Genomic DNA, 15,387 nt, shown 5'->3' with positions numbered 1-15,387 from the left:
GCCGATCCGGCCTCCCCGGACGTCCCGCCGCCGACTCGCTCACCGACAATTGCACGCTTCACAACCGATCCCCCTTGTGATAGACGAGGCCCCCCGGCCCTTCCGACTACCCCGAACTCACGGTAGCCAGTACCGGCGGTAGTAGGTACTGTAACGAGTGTGGTTCAACTCACCGGACGTGTCAACCCCGAGGATGGGAGACACTCGACCCATTGCAAGAAGATCGACGCACGCACCGAACGCTGGCGCGAACACCGACTGGAGGTACGAAAGAAATTCGTCGCGGCGGCATTGGTCGCGATCGATCTGCACGGTCCGAGTGTCAGCATGGGTGATATCGCGAAGGTAGCCGGTACCGCCAAGCCCAAGCTCTATCGACACTTCGCCGACCGGTCCGATCTGTATTCGGACATCGTCGAGCACGTCCAGCACATGCTGTGGGATCGAATCGCCGGCACGGTCGATCTGTTCGAGGATTCGGTGACCGACCTCATCGATCGCAGTGCCGCCGGCTACGCGGCAGTCGTGTCGGAACATCCCAACCTGTTTCGATTTCTCGTCCACGGCCACTTCCTGGCACGCACGAGTGGACGGCCGAGCACGACCGAATCGGCTACGGACCCAGCGCTGGCCTCCGCTCGCGCCGCATCCGACACCGTAGCTCAGATGCTCTCCGGTCTCATTCACGGACCAGCAGTGGACAGTTCGACGGTCGAGATGGTTTCCTATTCTGCATTCGGCGCGGTGGCGACCGCCACGGACTGGTGGCTCGGCAGCTCGGACGACCACGAACTCGTCATACCGATCGAAGCCTTCACCGCTCATCTGGCAGCCATCGTGCGCGGAATCGTCGAATCCTCGTGTGCGCTCGTCGGCGTCCGCATCGAATCCAATCAACCTGTGCATGTCGCGTTCGTACGCGAAGAGGGAAGAGGAAACCCGTGAGTGATCTCTCCGGCAAGCCCGACTACCGCGGGCCCGCCACATTGACGTTCGACAATCCCGCGGCCGAGTTCGACGTCCAGATCGATCTGCGTGGCCACTCCCAACCCATCGACGGCATCTTTCGTTGGTACGGACGCGTCCGGCCGCACGAGGAACTGCAGGGGTTCATGGAGACCATCGGCAGCAGCCGCAGAGGCAAGCTCAGCACCGACAGCGGGGACGTGCCCGTTCTGGTCTCCGACGTGGACTACTGGGGTCGATACCGCCTCCAGGGCACCGGCATGCCGCCGTATCCGCTCGAACCCGAGGAAGATCAGGACAGCGCGGCCGACGTCGACGTCGACGTGCCTCCCGAGAGCCGGGCGCTCGAACGCGCCGCAGCCCTACTGGAACCCGAATTTCGCTCGGGTGCAGTCACATCCGACGGCTACGTGGAGCTACTCGGCGGCACGCCTGCACCGTCGACGACCACCGCGAGTCGGGCCATGAACAACCGCCTGGTCGCCTCCATCTACGAGAAGATGTGGCGGCCCGCAGGCGTCGCCATGATGGGGGTCGGTGGCCTGTCCATGTCCGCCGAACGCGCCAAGGCCGTCTCGGACCTGCGACTGTCCGGGGACATGCGCGTGCTGGACGTGGCATCGGGACCGGGAAACTTCACCAAGTATCTCTCCGACCACCTCAGCGGAGACGGTGTGGCCGTCGGGTTCGACATCTCCGAACAGATGATTCGCCGCGCCGTCCGAGACAACCGTGGCCCCCACGCCGCCTACATGCGCGGTGATGCGCAGTCACTACCGTTCGCCGACAACACATTCGATGCCGTGTGCTGCTTCGCCGCTCTGTACCTGATCCCGAACCCGCTGACCGTGGTCGACGAACTCGTCCGGGTGCTGCGGCCGGGGGGTCGAATCGCGATCATGACGAGCTACGGCCGCAACACCGCGCCGGTGAGGTCGGTGGTGGGTGCGGTGTCGGGGCGTATCGGGGTCCGCATGTTCGAGAAGGAGCAGTTCACATCGATCTTCGAGGCATGTGGGATGACCGACATCGAGCAGGAGGTGCGCGGACTCGCCCAGTTCGTCAGCGCTACGAACGCCTCCTGACCGTGGGTCAGGTCTTGGGGCCGTAGTCGCTGACGATCCACTGACCGTCCTGCTCGGTGACCGTCACGAGCAGGAGGTTGGGCACCTTGCCGGGGTCCGGCTGCTGCACGTTCTGCGTCGTCTGCTGCGCGTACACCGCCACCTTGTACTCGCCTCCGGACTCGGAATCGATTGCAGCAGAGAGCACCTCGCCGTTGGCGACCACCTGGGACTCGTTCATGATGGCGGTGAGCGCCTCACGAACTCCGCTGTACCGATCCTGCAGAGACTGCGATGCCCCCTGGTCGACGCCGTCGAAGAACGCGTCGAGGTTGCGATAGTCGTAGGTCAACGACCGCGCCGTGTAGTCGGTGGCCGTGTTCAACGCCATCTGTCGATCCTGATCGTGCGCACGCTCGTCGGCCAGATCGCCTGCTGCGGAACGCCACAGCACTCCGAACACCACCGCGAGCGCGACGCCCGGTACCGCGGCAGCGACCACAGCCCACCGAATACGGCGACGTCGGGGGGTCTCGGCGGACACCGGTGTTTCCTCGGTCCGAGTTTCTTCTACTTCGACCATGAGGGGGTCACTCCTATCAGTTCGGAATTTCTACGGAAAGCCTTGCAGGCCCGCCGGGAGGGAAGACGGTCTGCATCACGTCGACGATCGAGCCTGCATCGATCCGCATCGGCTTGATGGGTTCGGTGTACGGCTTGAGGAGTGTCGCTATCAGCGCGAGATCGGGCGAGAGCGGCGTCAGGTACTGGTCGATCTTCGGCCCGATCTTCCCGAGCGGATCGTCCCAGACGTCCGCTCCTACGTACGAGTACTCGTTGAAGCCCTCGAGCAAGTTGGCCACACCCGAACCGGTCGCACCGACGTACGGTGCCGCGTCGGACATCACCGGGCCGTATCCGTACGCGTTGCGTCCACCCTGCTGCGCATTGTCGTACAGGCGGCGAATCTCTCCGCTCTTGTCCCGCAGCGTCGCTGCCAGGAATCGGAATGCCTCCACCAGACGATCGATATCGGAGCCGCGGCCTTCGACGGCTGCCGACGCAGTATCGGTCAGTCCCCTCAAGGCATTCGTATCGAGTTGCGAGGCAAGGGAATCGCCCAGGCTGAGGGCCTCGCTCACGGTGACCGACGGCAGCACGTGATCACTGCCGAGTACATCCCCGTCCGTGAGGTACGGCCCTCCGGTGCTTCGAGGCCGAAGGTCGAGGAACTGCTCCCCCGCCGCCGACAGGTTCGCGACGACGACCTCGGAGTCCGCCGGTATACGGTGGGCGGCATCGAGCGCGAGCGTGACGTCCAGGCCGCCCGGTACCACTGCGATAGCCTCGACTCGCCCCACCTGGATTCCCCTCGAGGTGACCTGCGAGGTGTCCATCAGCCCGCCGGAGGATTCCATGTGAACCACGACGTGGTCGATCGTTCTGGTCGGGTTCAAGTCGAGCACACCCACGACCAGGTAGCCGATGCTCGCAACGGTCATGGCCGTCAGGGCCACGAGTGAGACGAGTGTGCCGCGCTTCATCGGACGATTCCGATGCCGCGCAGGATCCCGATCATCTCGTCGGCCATTGCTCCGGCCCCCTGATCGGTCGACACCGACCGCACCGCGATGTTCGGTGTGGACTCGAAGTACGGAATCAGGCGCTCTCGCAACAGGGTGTTCGCTTTCTCCATGTTCATGGGCACCGTGGTGTCGGCATTGGAGATCGTGATCAAAGCCGGCGCGATGATATCGACGGCATCTCTGAGTTCCGGATACGGGCCCGAGAGAACGTCACCGACGTTCTGCGACATGTACCCCAGCATGAAAATCATGTGAACGACGCTGAACAGGACCTCGGACAACCCGTCCGATCGTCTCGGGCCCAGCTCGAGAACGCGTTCGAGGCCGTCACGTTGCGTCACAACGGTATTCGAGATGCCCTCCGCCGCAGCAAGAATTCGATCGATCTCGCCGGTGTTGTCGCCGATGTCGGTCAGCGCGGTCCGAGCGGCCAGATTGATCTTGTCGACCTCGGCCGGATCGGGCGGAACGGCGGCATTGACGTTGTTCACCGCCTCCTGCAGTTGGACGTAGCGACCGCCGGTCACGAGATTCGACAAGCCTCGCAACACGTCCTCGACGTTGTCTGCCGGGACCGTCCGCTCCACGGGAATGACGTCACCGTCCCGAAGATAAGGGCCGCTCGAGCTCGCGTTCGCGTTCGCGTCGGACGGCGGTTGCAGCGAGATGTAGATCTCACCCAGGATCGACGACTGTCGAAGCTCTGCGACGGTGTCGGTGGGAAGCTGAACATCGGCCGACAGATCCACGGTCGCCACTGCGGTGGAACCCACCAACTCGACGGTGTCGAGAACACCCGCGTCGACGCCCTCGACGATGACCTTCGCCTTCTCGGGGAGATTGAGTACGCTCGCGAATTCGATTTTCAGCGAGTACTTGTCCCCGGCCACATAGCTTCCCGGAATAGGGAGGTCTGCTGGGTCGACGCTGCACGCCGACAAGGCGACAACACAGAACAGCCCGATGATCGTGCGCCTCATCGCCATCCTGCCGAACCCAGCACCAGCTGCACGAGACCGACGTCGATCACGTCACCTCGTTGCTGATCGGCCGAACACGTCGGGCGGTACTTGTTGAGCAGAGCGCAGACCTCGTTCGGCGAGTTGGTGTCGATCTCGAACTGCGGCGGGTGATAGATCACGCGCCCACTCCTGGAATCGTTGTCGTACATCGTCATCAAGTTCTGCCCAATGGTCGGCACCTGCTCCAGAATGTCCTTGATATCGCCCACTCGCCCGAGCAGAACATCGACCACAGGGGCCGCCTGGTCGAGAAATCCATAGACCTTGTCGTCGTATTTCGCGACGTTGCGCGCCAGTGGCGGAATGAACTCGGTCGTGAGAGCGACTGTGGTGCCGAAGGCTTGGGTGAACTCCGACAGCGTCACCATTCCCCGCTTCAGGTTGTCCAGTAGCTTCGCCACCTCCGGCCAGCTCACCACGAAGGTGTCGATGAGGCCGTCGAGATTGTCGATCAGCCGCCGCACGGTGGTGTCTCGGTCGGCCGGATCGCCGACCAGCAGGGCCAGCTGCTGGAGGCTCTGGTTGAGCTGGGCACCGGATCCGCGGAGCGAACCGTCGACCGCACGAAGTGTGTCGCCCAGAACTTCCTCGTGCTTTCCGTCGGCATCGGCCGGACCCAGCAGATCCGCAGTCAGGCCCGACACGGCATTGAGAGTATCGCTGATTCCCAGCGGAGTTCTGGTGCGCTCCAACGGAATGCATTGCGCGCGATCGAATTCGGACCCGCCGGTGTACGGCTTTGTGAATTCCACGTGCCGGTCGGTGACGATCGAACTGGACAGTGTCACGGCACCGACTTCGGCAGGCAGCTCGAGGCTGTCGTCGACATCCATCGTGACCATCACGGAGGCGTCGGTGTTCTCGATGCGCGTCACCGTTCCGACGACCACACCCAGCATCATGACGGAATTGCCCTCGTACAACCCGACCGTATCGGTGAACTCGGCGCACACCGACGAGCTGCCCGCACCGGAATCGATCACCGAGGTCGCCGACGCGACCGAACCGACGAGAGTGACCACCACAGCCGCTGCTACAGCGACCTTCACAGCTCTGTGCCTCATCAGCACGCCCTCCCTGGCAACGGAATGCAGACGCCGGCACCGACGACCGTGTCCTGCGACTGATCGATCACGGGACCTTGACCGCCCCCGATCAAGGCGGCGAGACCGTCCGTACTCTGCTGCATGGTCGTGATCGCCCCGTCGAAATCACCCAGCTGCGCGAAGAGCTTCTGCGTGATCTCCTCGAGCTGGACGATCGACGGCTCCAGCCCCTTCTCGAAGGCGACCACAGGTCGATGGAAAAGCTCGAACATTCGCCCGAGCAGGGCGAAGGCATTGACTACATCTTCGCGCTTGTCGCCGAATCCCTTTGTCAGTGTGCCGAGTTCGCGAACCAGCTCGATGAGCATCACCCGATCGGCTGCCAACGCGCCGACGTACTCGTCCGAGACCACGAGCCCACGCTCCAGCTGTTCCGAGCGGGTGGCGATCACGTCGGTGAGCGAGGACAGATTGTCCACGATGGCACGGGTCGACTGCGGCTGCGTGCTCACTGCCCGGTCCAGTTCGGCCACGGTCTCTCGCAACGTCGGGCCGTCGATATCGCGAACCAACGGAGTTGCCTGCTGGATCGCATCGGACAGTTCGTAGGGAAGCGCGACCCGCTCCGGCGGAATAGGGGCAGAGTCGAGTTCGCCGTCGCCATGCGAGGTGAGCATCACGTAATGACCACCGATCGGCGTGAGCAGCTTCACCGTCAGCGTCGAGGCGTCCCCCACGAAAACATCCGATCGAACACTGAAGTCGACATCGACGTGATCACCCGCGAGCTCGACCGAGCGCACGGAGCCGACGGAAATTCCGGCGATCCTGATTTCGTCACCCGGCTTCACCCCTGCGGCCGAGCCGAACTCCGCAGTGTAGGTGCGATCGCCGAACGGGACCGTGTACAGAACGGCCGCGACGAGGAGGAGGACCAGAGAGAAGGCGACACCGACAGCACCCCACAAGAAATGTGTCTTGTTTTCCGACTGCTCGTCACGAACGCCCTTGCGCAGTACGCGGTTCATCGACACACCACCAAATTCTGTCCGCCGAGCACTATCTGCCCGATCCCCGGAATGTCTTGTTGGCCCTGACTGCACGAGTAGGTCTGGGCACCCGGCGCGGGAATGCTCGCGTTGAGACCGGTCAACAATGCAGGTGCAAGGGCGAGCATCTCGGTCACCTGTTCCGTCTGCGGAAGCATTCGCCGCAGCGCTCCGTCGACCGGCGCGTAACTGTTGTCGTACGCGCTTTCCAGGCCCTCCATCAGACCGACCAGCGGAGTGAGCCCATAGTTGGCCTGATCCAACGAGGCGAGCACCCCGTCCATCTGTGTACTGAGCTTGGACACCAGACCGTGTAGTTGTTCGAGAAGTTCGGCGACGGAGGAGGACTGGCCACCGATCGAGTCCGAGATCTGACCGAGATTGTCGATCAGCAGACCGATGATCGACTCCCGCTGAACCGCGAACTGGGTGATGCGGTCCACGTCGCGGAGCACTGGACCGAGGCCGGACCCGTCACCCTGCACCATGCGCAGGATGTTCTCGGTGAACTGATTGAGCTGTGCGGTGTCGAGCGTGTCGAAGATCGGTTTGAATCCATTGAACAGCGTGGAGATATCGAACGACGGAATCGTGTGATCCACCGGGATCGTCTCACCTGATCCGAGAGGAGCACCGGCAGCCGCATCCTTCTGGATCAGCTCCACGTACCGCTGGCCCAGAAGGTTCTGGTAGCGGACGGCCGCCTGGGTGTTCGCGAAAATCGGTCGTCTGTCCTCGATTTCGAGTCCGACTCGCGCAATACCTCCTTCGAGGTCGACCGAGGAGACCTTGCCGATCTGCACCCCGGACATACGCACGTCGTCACCCACGTACAGGCCGGATACGTCGTCGAACTCCGCGCCGTAGGACGACAGCGGTCCGCCGACCGGGGTACGGAGTGCAGCCACAATGATCACGGCGCACACCGCGGTCACCGTGAAGAAGACGAGCAATTTGAGCGCAGGTCCGGTTACCTTCTTCACCCGTTCCCCTCCTGATATGCGGCAACGGATCCGGCCAGATTGGGCATGGTCCGGACAATCAGGTCGAGCTGCAACTGCGGCTTGCCGTCGACGATGGGGAATGCGTCGGAAACGCCGTCGATCACCTGCGGGACGCGATTGTAGGTGGGCGCGAACGTGCCGATCGACGCCGTGATCGGCACCAGCAGATCGAGCACTGTCGACAACAGCGTGGTCAGGTTCGGATTGTTCTTCTTCAACAAGTCGCCCACCGGAACCATCAGCTGATTGCTCAGACCGTCGTTTGCCGCGATGGTCCTGGCCCTGTCGGCGGGTGCTTCGACGTACACGCTCTTGTCCACCACTCCCACCACCAGATCGAGGAGAGGCGGAATCAAGTCGGCCATGCCGTCACCGAGCTCTGCCCCTCGGTGCAGCTTCCAGGCGAGCGGGTCCATCTGGTTGTTCGCCAACATCTGCGCAGTATCGAAGTAAGGCTTCAGGTTTCGACTCACCTCGACGGACGTGTTCGCGATGAGATCCAGAAGGTTCTGCACTTGTTCGGTGTCGAGTACCTCGGTCAGTTCGGCAACTCGCCGGAACACACCGGTCACCGTTGCACCTCGCAGCTCGCTCGACACAGCCAGGGTCGAGTTCGAGGCGAGCGGATTGCCGGTCCCGTCGGAAAGCAATTCGATCGCAGTGGAACCGAATACGTTGGACGAGGAGAACTGGGCCTGCATGGTGTCGGTCAGCTCGCCCGCCTGACTCGGGTCGATCTCCAGTTCCAGTCTCTGGTGGCCGAAGCCGACCGTCTCGATGTGGTCCACCGTGCCGATCGACAGGCCTCGGAACTTCACCTCAGAGCCCGGGGTGAGACCGTCGCCGACCGATGCCGCATCCAGCGTCAGCTCGAAGGGCGACTCGAAGGCCCCTCTCGCATACGCGGTGAGGCCGCCTGCGAGTACGGCCATGGCCACCGCCACCGCCAGCCCGCGCACACGGAGCGCGGCGGGACCGGCCGATCGACCGGTCAGATCATCGAACACTGCCATCTCTACCCCGAAATCCTTATGCCCGAGTCGAATCCCCACAGAACCAAGGTCATGATCATGTCCAGCACCACCACTGCCACGAGGCTGGCTCGGATGGCGCGACCCGACGCGCGCCCCACACCTTCCGGACCGCCCGAGGCGTAATACCCCTGGTAGCCGTGAATCAGAATGATCGTCACGACGAACACAGCAGCCTTGAGCAGTGAGAACAGCACGTCGATCGGCTGTAGAAAGGCACTGAAGTAGTGGTCGTAGGTGCCGGACGACTGTCCGCCGACGACCCGGACCACGAACGCGCAGGACAGGTAGCTCAAGATGAGCGTCAGCAGATAGAGCGGCACGATCGTGACGATTCCCGCGATCACCCGGGTGGTCACGACGAACGGCATCGATTGGATCCCTTGAGCTTCGAGGGCGTCGATTTCCTCCGAGATCCGCATCGCACCGATCTCGGCCGTCATTCGACATCCTGCCTGCGTCGCGAAACCGATGGCCGCGATCATCGGGGCAAGCTCACGAGTACTGGCGTACGCGGAGATGAAGCCCGTCAGCGGCTCCATACCTACCATGCCGAGTGAATTGAACCCCTCGATTCCCACGGACGCACCCACCGCGACACCCAAGACGACGAGAACCGACACCGTTCCGCCACCGACGATCAATCTTCCACTGCCCCAGGTGATGTCACTGAGGATGAGCAGCATCTGCCGGCGGTAGGCACGAACCGTGTGAGGTATCGCGACGAGCACCTTGACGCAGAACGTCAGTTGATGGCCCAGCATCTCGAGTACCGCGAACGGCTTGCGTCCGAGGTATCTGGCACCGCGCGTGAGATGAGCGGTGCCGTGCACCGTGTACCGAGAAGGAGTCGCCACGTCAGCCCAATCTCTGCGGCATGAACATCGCGACCAACTGAGTGATGACGACGTTGACTGTGAACGCGGACACCACACCGAGGACCACGGACGCATTGACCGCGTTGGCCACCCCGCGAGGACCGTGCGACGCGGACAAACCGCGTTGGCACGCGACAACGATGACGATGACCCCGAATATCTCGGTCTTCACCAGGGCGACGACGAGATCCGTAACCGAGGCGAAGCTCGCGAACGAGCTGATGTAACTGCCGGGCGTGCCACTCTGGAAACCGACGTTGATCGCGTAGCCGGCGGCCAAACCCATGAAGATGATCAGAATGCACAGAAACGGTGCTACCAGGAGGATGGCTGCCAGCCGCGGCGTGACGAGTCTGCGCACCGGGTCGATTCCCATCGTCGACAGCGCGTCGATCTCGTCTCGAATGGTGCGGGCCCCCAGATCGGCAGCGACCGCCGAACCTGCGGCACCGCCCAACAACAGAGCCGCGACGATCGGTGCACCCTGACGGATCACCCCGAGACCACCTGCGGCACCTGCGATGGACGTCGCGCCGATCTGATCGGTGAGACTGCCGACCTGCACGGAGACGATGACGCCGAACGGAATGGATACCAGGATCGCGGGGACCACGGTGACGGTGACGACGAACCACGCCTGGTCGACGGTGTCACGCCACGGATGACGCAGCGTGGCGATATCGCGCACGAGGTGAACGAAGGCCAACACCCCCAGCTCCATCGTCTGACCGAACGTCCTGAATCCACCGGAAACCCCGTCGCTGACGCGTGCGAACGTCGATATCGGCGACGACAATTCCCCACCCCCAAGCTCGTGTTCGGCGCGACTCCCCCGCGCCGAAAACGAAAAGTACCAGCCGACAGTCGCCCAAGTGACGTTTTCCTCACTTACCGACCTATGAGAAATCACAGACTTCGGCCGGGCCGCCTGAGGTTCCGATGCGACCGAGCGCTCGGGTGTGCGCAGCGTCTCGTGGGCATCGTGAGCCTCGAGTACGGACCGATCACCCCGCTTTACTGATACTTTGGATTCTCATCGACGCTGGGAGAACAGATTGACATCCGCCCCGGATCGCACCCGCATCGAATTCCCCGACATCAGCTCGCGCACCTGGGAACACCCGTCGGATCGAGCTGCGCTGGTCACCCTGCGCACCCTCAAGGGTTTCGACACCGTTCTGCGCACGCTGTCCGGGCTGCTGCGCGAACGGCAGCATCGGCTGATGTACCTCGCCACCGCGGTGCGCGTCGACGAACGGCAGTTCAAGGACCTGAACGACCTACGCAGTGACTGCGTGCAGATCCTCGGTGCCGAGGAAACACCGGAACTCTTCGTGGTGCAGTCGCCGATGGTCAACGCGTTCACGATCGGCATGGATCGACCGTTCATCGTTCTCACCACCGGACTCCTCGACATGATGACCTACGAGGAGCAGCGGTTCGTCGTCGGTCACGAACTCGGCCACGCGTTGTCCGGTCACGCGGTGTACCGCACCGTGCTCATGCATCTGATGCGCCTCGCCGGCACCGTCGGTTGGGTTCCGGTGGGCGGTTGGGCGCTACGCGCGCTCATCGCAGGCCTGATGGAATGGCAGCGCAAGTCCGAATTATCCGGCGACAGAGCAGGTTTGCTGTGCGGGCAGGACGTACACACCGCAATCCGAGTACAGCTGAAGCTGGCGGGCGGCGCACGAATCAGTGAGATCGACGTCGACGCGTTCCTCGCCCAGGCAGCCGAGTACGAGGCCAGTGGCGACCTCCGCGACGGTGTGCTCAAGTTGCTCAACATCGAACTGCTCTCGCACCCGTTCTCGGTCCTGCGGGCCGCCGAGTTGAAGAAGTGGGTCGACAGCGGCGACTACGCGGCAGTGTTGCGCGGGGACTACCCGCGCAGGTCCACCGACCACGAAGCCAGGCCGTCCGAGGAGTTCCGCACCGCCGCTCGCTCGTACAAGGCCGGTTTCGATACCTCCGAGGACCCGCTGATCCGGACGATCCGCGATTTCGGCAGTGGCTTCACCGGCGCGGTCGACGCCGTCGGAAACGGAATCGGCGACGTGGCATCGGACATCAAGGGTCGCTTCGATCACTGGCGAAAGTCCTAGGCAGCGCACACAAAACGAACGGCGGCGACCACCGAGGTGGTCGCCGCCGTTCGTCGTTCTGCGGAAGATCAGAAGTTGATCATGTGGCCCGCGAGGCCGTGGATCGCTTCCTGCAGTGCCTCCGACAGCGTCGGGTGCGTGTGGACGTTGCGGGCGAGCTCGTTGACCGTCAGGTCCCACTTCTGGGCCAGGGTCAGCTCGGGCAGCAGCTCGGACACGTCCGGTCCGATGAGGTGTCCACCGAGCAGTTCGCCGTGCTCGGTGTCGGCGATGAGCTTGACGAAGCCGGTGGCGTCGCCCAGTCCGTGTGCTTTGCCGTTGGCGGCGAACGGGAAGTTCGCGACCTTGATGTCGGACCCGCGGGCCTGAGCCTCTTCGCGGGCCTGGTCCTCGGTGAGGCCGAAGCTCGCGACCTGCGGCTGGCAGAACGTCGCGCGCGGCATCATGCGGTAGTCGTCGATCGGCAATGTCTCTGCGCCGCCGATGGTTTCGGCAGCAACGACAGCCTGGGCCTCGGCCACGTGGGCCAGCTGGAGCTTGGCCGTGACGTCGCCGATGGCGTAGATGTGCGGCACGTTCGTCTGCATCGTGTTGGTGATGCCGATGGCACCGCGATCGGTGAGCTCGACGCCGGTCTTCTCGAGGCCGAATCCTTCGACGCGGGGCGCGAAGCCGACGGACTGCATCACCTTGTCGACGGTGAAGGTCTCGCTCTCACCGGACTTGTTGTGCTTGATCGCGACGGTGACCTTGGAGCCGTCGTCGTCGATGCTCTGCACGCCTGCGCCGGTGATGACCTTGACGCCGAGCTTCTTGTACTGCTTCTCGATTTCCTTCGAGACGTCCTTGTCCTCGTTGGGGAGCGCCCGATCGAGGAACTCGACGATGGTGACGTCGACTCCGTAGTTCTTGAGCACGTAGCCGAACTCCATGCCGATGGCACCGGCACCGACGATGAGGATCGAACCCGGCAGGTCCTTCGTCATGATCTGCTCTTCGTACGTGACGACGTTCTTGCTCAGTTCGGTGCCGGGAAGCAGCTTGGTGGTGCTGCCCGTCGCGATGATCGCGTTGTCGAACGTGATCGTCTCGGTGCCACCCTTGGTCAGCTCGACCTCGATGGTGTTGGCATCGGTGAACGTGCCCTTGCCGTCGTACTCGGGGATCTTGTTCTTCTTCATCAGGAAGTGGATGCCCTTGACGCGGCCGTCGGCAACCTTGCGGCTCCGATCGAACGCTGCGCCGAAGTCGAAGGATGCTTCGCCCGAGATGCCGAACAGCTTCGCCTCTTTGGTGAAGAGGTGCGCCAGCTCGGCGTTACGGAGAAGTGCCTTCGAGGGGATGCAGCCGACGTTCAGGCACACACCGCCCCAATACTTCTTCTCGATGATGGCAGTGCTGAGTCCGAGTTGTGCCGCGCGGATAGCAGCGACGTACCCACCGGGACCGGCTCCGAGGACAACGACGTCATAGTGTGAGGTCACGAGTCCCCAGCGTAGTCGTGCCGTCCGACGCTGTCTCGACCTGGTCTTCGTTACCAGCCGGTAGCCACGCGAGCGCCGACCACCCCGACTGCCCGAGTGCTGCTAGAACTGTGGAATGGCAATCTCGGACGACCCGTACCTCTGGCTCGAAGACGTCACCGGCGACGCTGCGCTCGCGTGGGTGCGCGAGAAGAACGAGGTGACGGTCGAGTCGCTCAGCGGCACGGCCTTCGACGCCACCGAGGCGAGTATCCGAGAGATTCTCGACACCGACGCCCGCATTCCGTACGCCCGTCGTCGTGGGCAGTTTCTCTACAACTTCTGGCGCGACGCCGAACACGTCCGCGGCCTGTGGCGTCGAACGACGATGGACGAGTACCGCACCGAGAATCCGGTGTGGGACGTACTGCTCGATCTCGACGCGCTCGCCGACAGCGAGGACGAGAACTGGGTGTGGGGTGGCGCGCAGGTGCTGCGCCCCGATCAACGACTGGCGCTGGTGACGCTCTCGCGCGGCGGGGCCGACGCGACGGTGGTCCGTGAGTTCGATCTCGATTCCCGCACGTTTCGCGCCCAGGAGGACGGCGGATTCGCGCTACCCGAGGCCAAGACCGACATCGGGTGGATCGACGCCGACACAGTCTTCGTCGGAACGGATTTCGGACCGGGTTCGCTGACCGAATCGGGCTATCCGCGGATCACCAAGCGGTGGCGGCGCGGTACCCCACTCGCCGACGCCGAGACCGTGTACGAGGGTGCAGCACAGGACATCTCGATCTCCGCCTGGCACGACCGCACCCCGGGATTCGAGCGCGACTTCGTTCAGCGTGCCACCGACTTCTACAACTCCGAGACCTACGTTCTCGACGGCTCTGCGTTGACCCGGATCCCGACGCCGACCGATGCGTCGACCTCGGTACACGAGAACTGGTTGCTGGTCCGCACGATGACACCGTGGACGGTCGGCGACAACACCTATCCGGCCGGCGCACTGCTCGCTGCGAATTTCGACGAGTTCATTTCCGGCACAATCGCTCTCACCGTTCTCTTCGCCCCGGACGCGCACACGTCACTGCACCAGTACGCCTGGACCGAGAATCATCTGCTGCTGGTGACGCTGCAGGACGTACGGACGCAGTTGCACGTCCTGACCCCACGTGCGAACGAGTGGGACGCCGGCACGATCGACGGGTTGTCGGACCTGACGTCCACCGAGATCGTCGGCACCGACGCCGAGGAGAACGGTGACGAGTTCTTCCTCTCCTCGTCCGGCTATCTGACGCCCGCGACATTGCTGGTGGGCACGGTGGGCGGCGAGCTCGAAGTCCTCAAGCAGGCTCCGGCATTCTTCGACGCCGACGGCCTGACGGTGCAGCAGTTCTTCGCCCGGTCCGACGACGGCACCGACATCCCGTACTTCGTCGTCCGACGCTCCGATTCCGGACCCGGGCCCACACTGCTCTACGGTTACGGCGGCTTCGAGATCTCGATGACACCCGGCTACAGCGGCGCAACCGGACGGGCGTGGCTCGAACGTGGTGGCACCTACGTCGTCGCGAACATCCGCGGCGGCGGTGAGTACGGGCCGTCCTGGCACACCCAGGTACTGCGTGCCGGACGCCATCTGGTGCACGAGGACTTCGCCGCCGTCGCGCGCGACCTCGTCACCCGAGGCATCACCACCACCGAACAGTTGGCCGCGCAGGGCGGAAGCAACGGCGGCCTGTTGATGGGCATCATGGTGACGAAGTACCCGGAACTGTTCGGCGCGTTGGTATGTCAGGTCCCGCTACTGGACATGAAGCGGTACCACCTGCTGCTCGCGGGCGCGTCCTGGGTGGCCGAGTACGGCAACCCCGACGACCCGGACGAGTGGGAGTTCATCTCGCAGTACTCCCCGTATCAGAACGTGGTCGCCGCATCGGATCGTCGGTATCCGCCGATCCTGATCGCCACGTCCACCCGCGACGATCGCGTCCACCCCGGACACGCACGCAAGATGGCGGCTCGATTGGCCGAACTCGGTCACGACGTCAGCTACTACGAGAACATCGAGGGTGGGCACGGCGGGGCGTCGGACAATGCGCAGTTGGCGTTCAAGACCGCGTTGACCTACGAATTTCTGTGGCGGAACCTCGCTCGCAGCTGACGG

The 15,387-nt window shown here is 63.5% G+C and carries 14 protein-coding genes; 4 read left to right on the top strand and 10 right to left on the bottom strand.

Annotated elements, in window-relative coordinates; all coding sequences use genetic code 11:
* Positions 1–159 precede the first annotated feature (159 nt).
* Together CH295_RS14325 and CH295_RS14320 are read left to right on the top strand one after the other, a co-directional pair.
* Complete coding sequence (locus tag CH295_RS14325; RefSeq protein ID WP_252342040.1) at positions 160–945, top strand: TetR/AcrR family transcriptional regulator; 786 nt, start codon at positions 160–162, stop codon at positions 943–945.
* Positions 942–2,051 (top strand): DUF4873 domain-containing protein, encoded by a 1,110-nt coding sequence (locus CH295_RS14320; RefSeq protein WP_170945904.1) that lies wholly within the window; start codon positions 942–944, stop codon positions 2,049–2,051. The genes CH295_RS14325 and CH295_RS14320 overlap by 4 nt, the downstream gene beginning before the upstream one ends.
* Before the next feature lie 7 nt (positions 2,052–2,058).
* Here CH295_RS14320 and CH295_RS14315 read toward each other — a convergent pair whose 3' ends face one another.
* The 9 genes from CH295_RS14315 to CH295_RS14275 form a co-directional block, all read right to left on the bottom strand.
* Complete coding sequence (locus CH295_RS14315; protein WP_141217024.1) at positions 2,059–2,574, bottom strand: hypothetical protein; 516 nt, start codon at positions 2,572–2,574, stop codon at positions 2,059–2,061.
* A gap of 55 nt (positions 2,575–2,629) precedes the next feature.
* Positions 2,630–3,574: an MlaD family protein gene (locus CH295_RS14310; protein ID WP_094632655.1), complete on the bottom strand. Its 945-nt coding sequence runs from the start codon at positions 3,572–3,574 to the stop codon at positions 2,630–2,632.
* Positions 3,571–4,596 (bottom strand): MlaD family protein, encoded by a 1,026-nt coding sequence (locus CH295_RS14305; protein WP_170945903.1) that lies wholly within the window; start codon positions 4,594–4,596, stop codon positions 3,571–3,573. The genes CH295_RS14310 and CH295_RS14305 overlap by 4 nt, the downstream gene beginning before the upstream one ends.
* Positions 4,593–5,687, bottom strand: coding sequence for an MCE family protein (locus tag CH295_RS14300; RefSeq protein ID WP_170945902.1), 1,095 nt, complete (start codon positions 5,685–5,687; stop codon positions 4,593–4,595). Before CH295_RS14300 ends, CH295_RS14305 begins: the two co-directional genes overlap by 4 nt.
* Before the next feature lie 14 nt (positions 5,688–5,701).
* Positions 5,702–6,712: an MlaD family protein gene (locus CH295_RS14295; protein ID WP_094632762.1), complete on the bottom strand. Its 1,011-nt coding sequence runs from the start codon at positions 6,710–6,712 to the stop codon at positions 5,702–5,704.
* Positions 6,709–7,716: an MlaD family protein gene (locus CH295_RS14290; protein WP_094632652.1), complete on the bottom strand. Its 1,008-nt coding sequence runs from the start codon at positions 7,714–7,716 to the stop codon at positions 6,709–6,711. Before CH295_RS14290 ends, CH295_RS14295 begins: the two co-directional genes overlap by 4 nt.
* On the bottom strand, positions 7,713–8,750 hold the full coding sequence (locus CH295_RS14285) for an MlaD family protein (protein ID WP_094741089.1): 1,038 nt from the start codon (positions 8,748–8,750) through the stop codon (positions 7,713–7,715). The genes CH295_RS14290 and CH295_RS14285 overlap by 4 nt, the downstream gene beginning before the upstream one ends.
* Before the next feature lie 2 nt (positions 8,751–8,752).
* The gene (locus CH295_RS14280; RefSeq protein ID WP_094629802.1) at positions 8,753–9,532 is read right to left on the bottom strand and encodes an ABC transporter permease; all 780 of its coding nucleotides are present in this window, start codon (positions 9,530–9,532) and stop codon (positions 8,753–8,755) included.
* 94 nt (positions 9,533–9,626) lie between these two features.
* Positions 9,627–10,367 carry an ABC transporter permease gene (locus tag CH295_RS14275; protein WP_094632761.1) on the bottom strand — a complete coding sequence of 247 codons (741 nt, stop codon included), beginning with the start codon at positions 10,365–10,367 and terminating at the stop codon, positions 9,627–9,629.
* A gap of 334 nt (positions 10,368–10,701) precedes the next feature.
* On the opposite strand from CH295_RS14275, the gene CH295_RS14270 reads away from it, so the two are divergent.
* Positions 10,702–11,751 (top strand): M48 family metallopeptidase, encoded by a 1,050-nt coding sequence (locus tag CH295_RS14270; protein ID WP_094741088.1) that lies wholly within the window; start codon positions 10,702–10,704, stop codon positions 11,749–11,751.
* A gap of 68 nt (positions 11,752–11,819) precedes the next feature.
* Here the strand turns inward: CH295_RS14270 and lpdA are convergent, their stop codons facing one another.
* Entirely contained in the window at positions 11,820–13,235 is a 1,416-nt protein-coding gene (gene lpdA, locus CH295_RS14265) for a dihydrolipoyl dehydrogenase (RefSeq protein WP_037186801.1), read from the bottom strand.
* A gap of 115 nt (positions 13,236–13,350) precedes the next feature.
* On the opposite strand from lpdA, the gene CH295_RS14260 reads away from it, so the two are divergent.
* On the top strand, positions 13,351–15,384 hold the full coding sequence (locus tag CH295_RS14260) for a prolyl oligopeptidase family serine peptidase (protein WP_094741087.1): 2,034 nt from the start codon (positions 13,351–13,353) through the stop codon (positions 15,382–15,384).
* The last annotated feature ends 3 nt before the right edge of the window (positions 15,385–15,387 follow it).

The sequence above is a fragment of the Rhodococcus sp. 14-2483-1-2 genome (assembly GCF_002259405.1).
Lineage (GTDB): Bacteria > Actinomycetota > Actinomycetes > Mycobacteriales > Mycobacteriaceae > Rhodococcoides.
The sequence above is the reverse complement of the archived record's forward strand: the minus strand, read 5'-3'. Positions and strand labels throughout refer to the sequence as shown.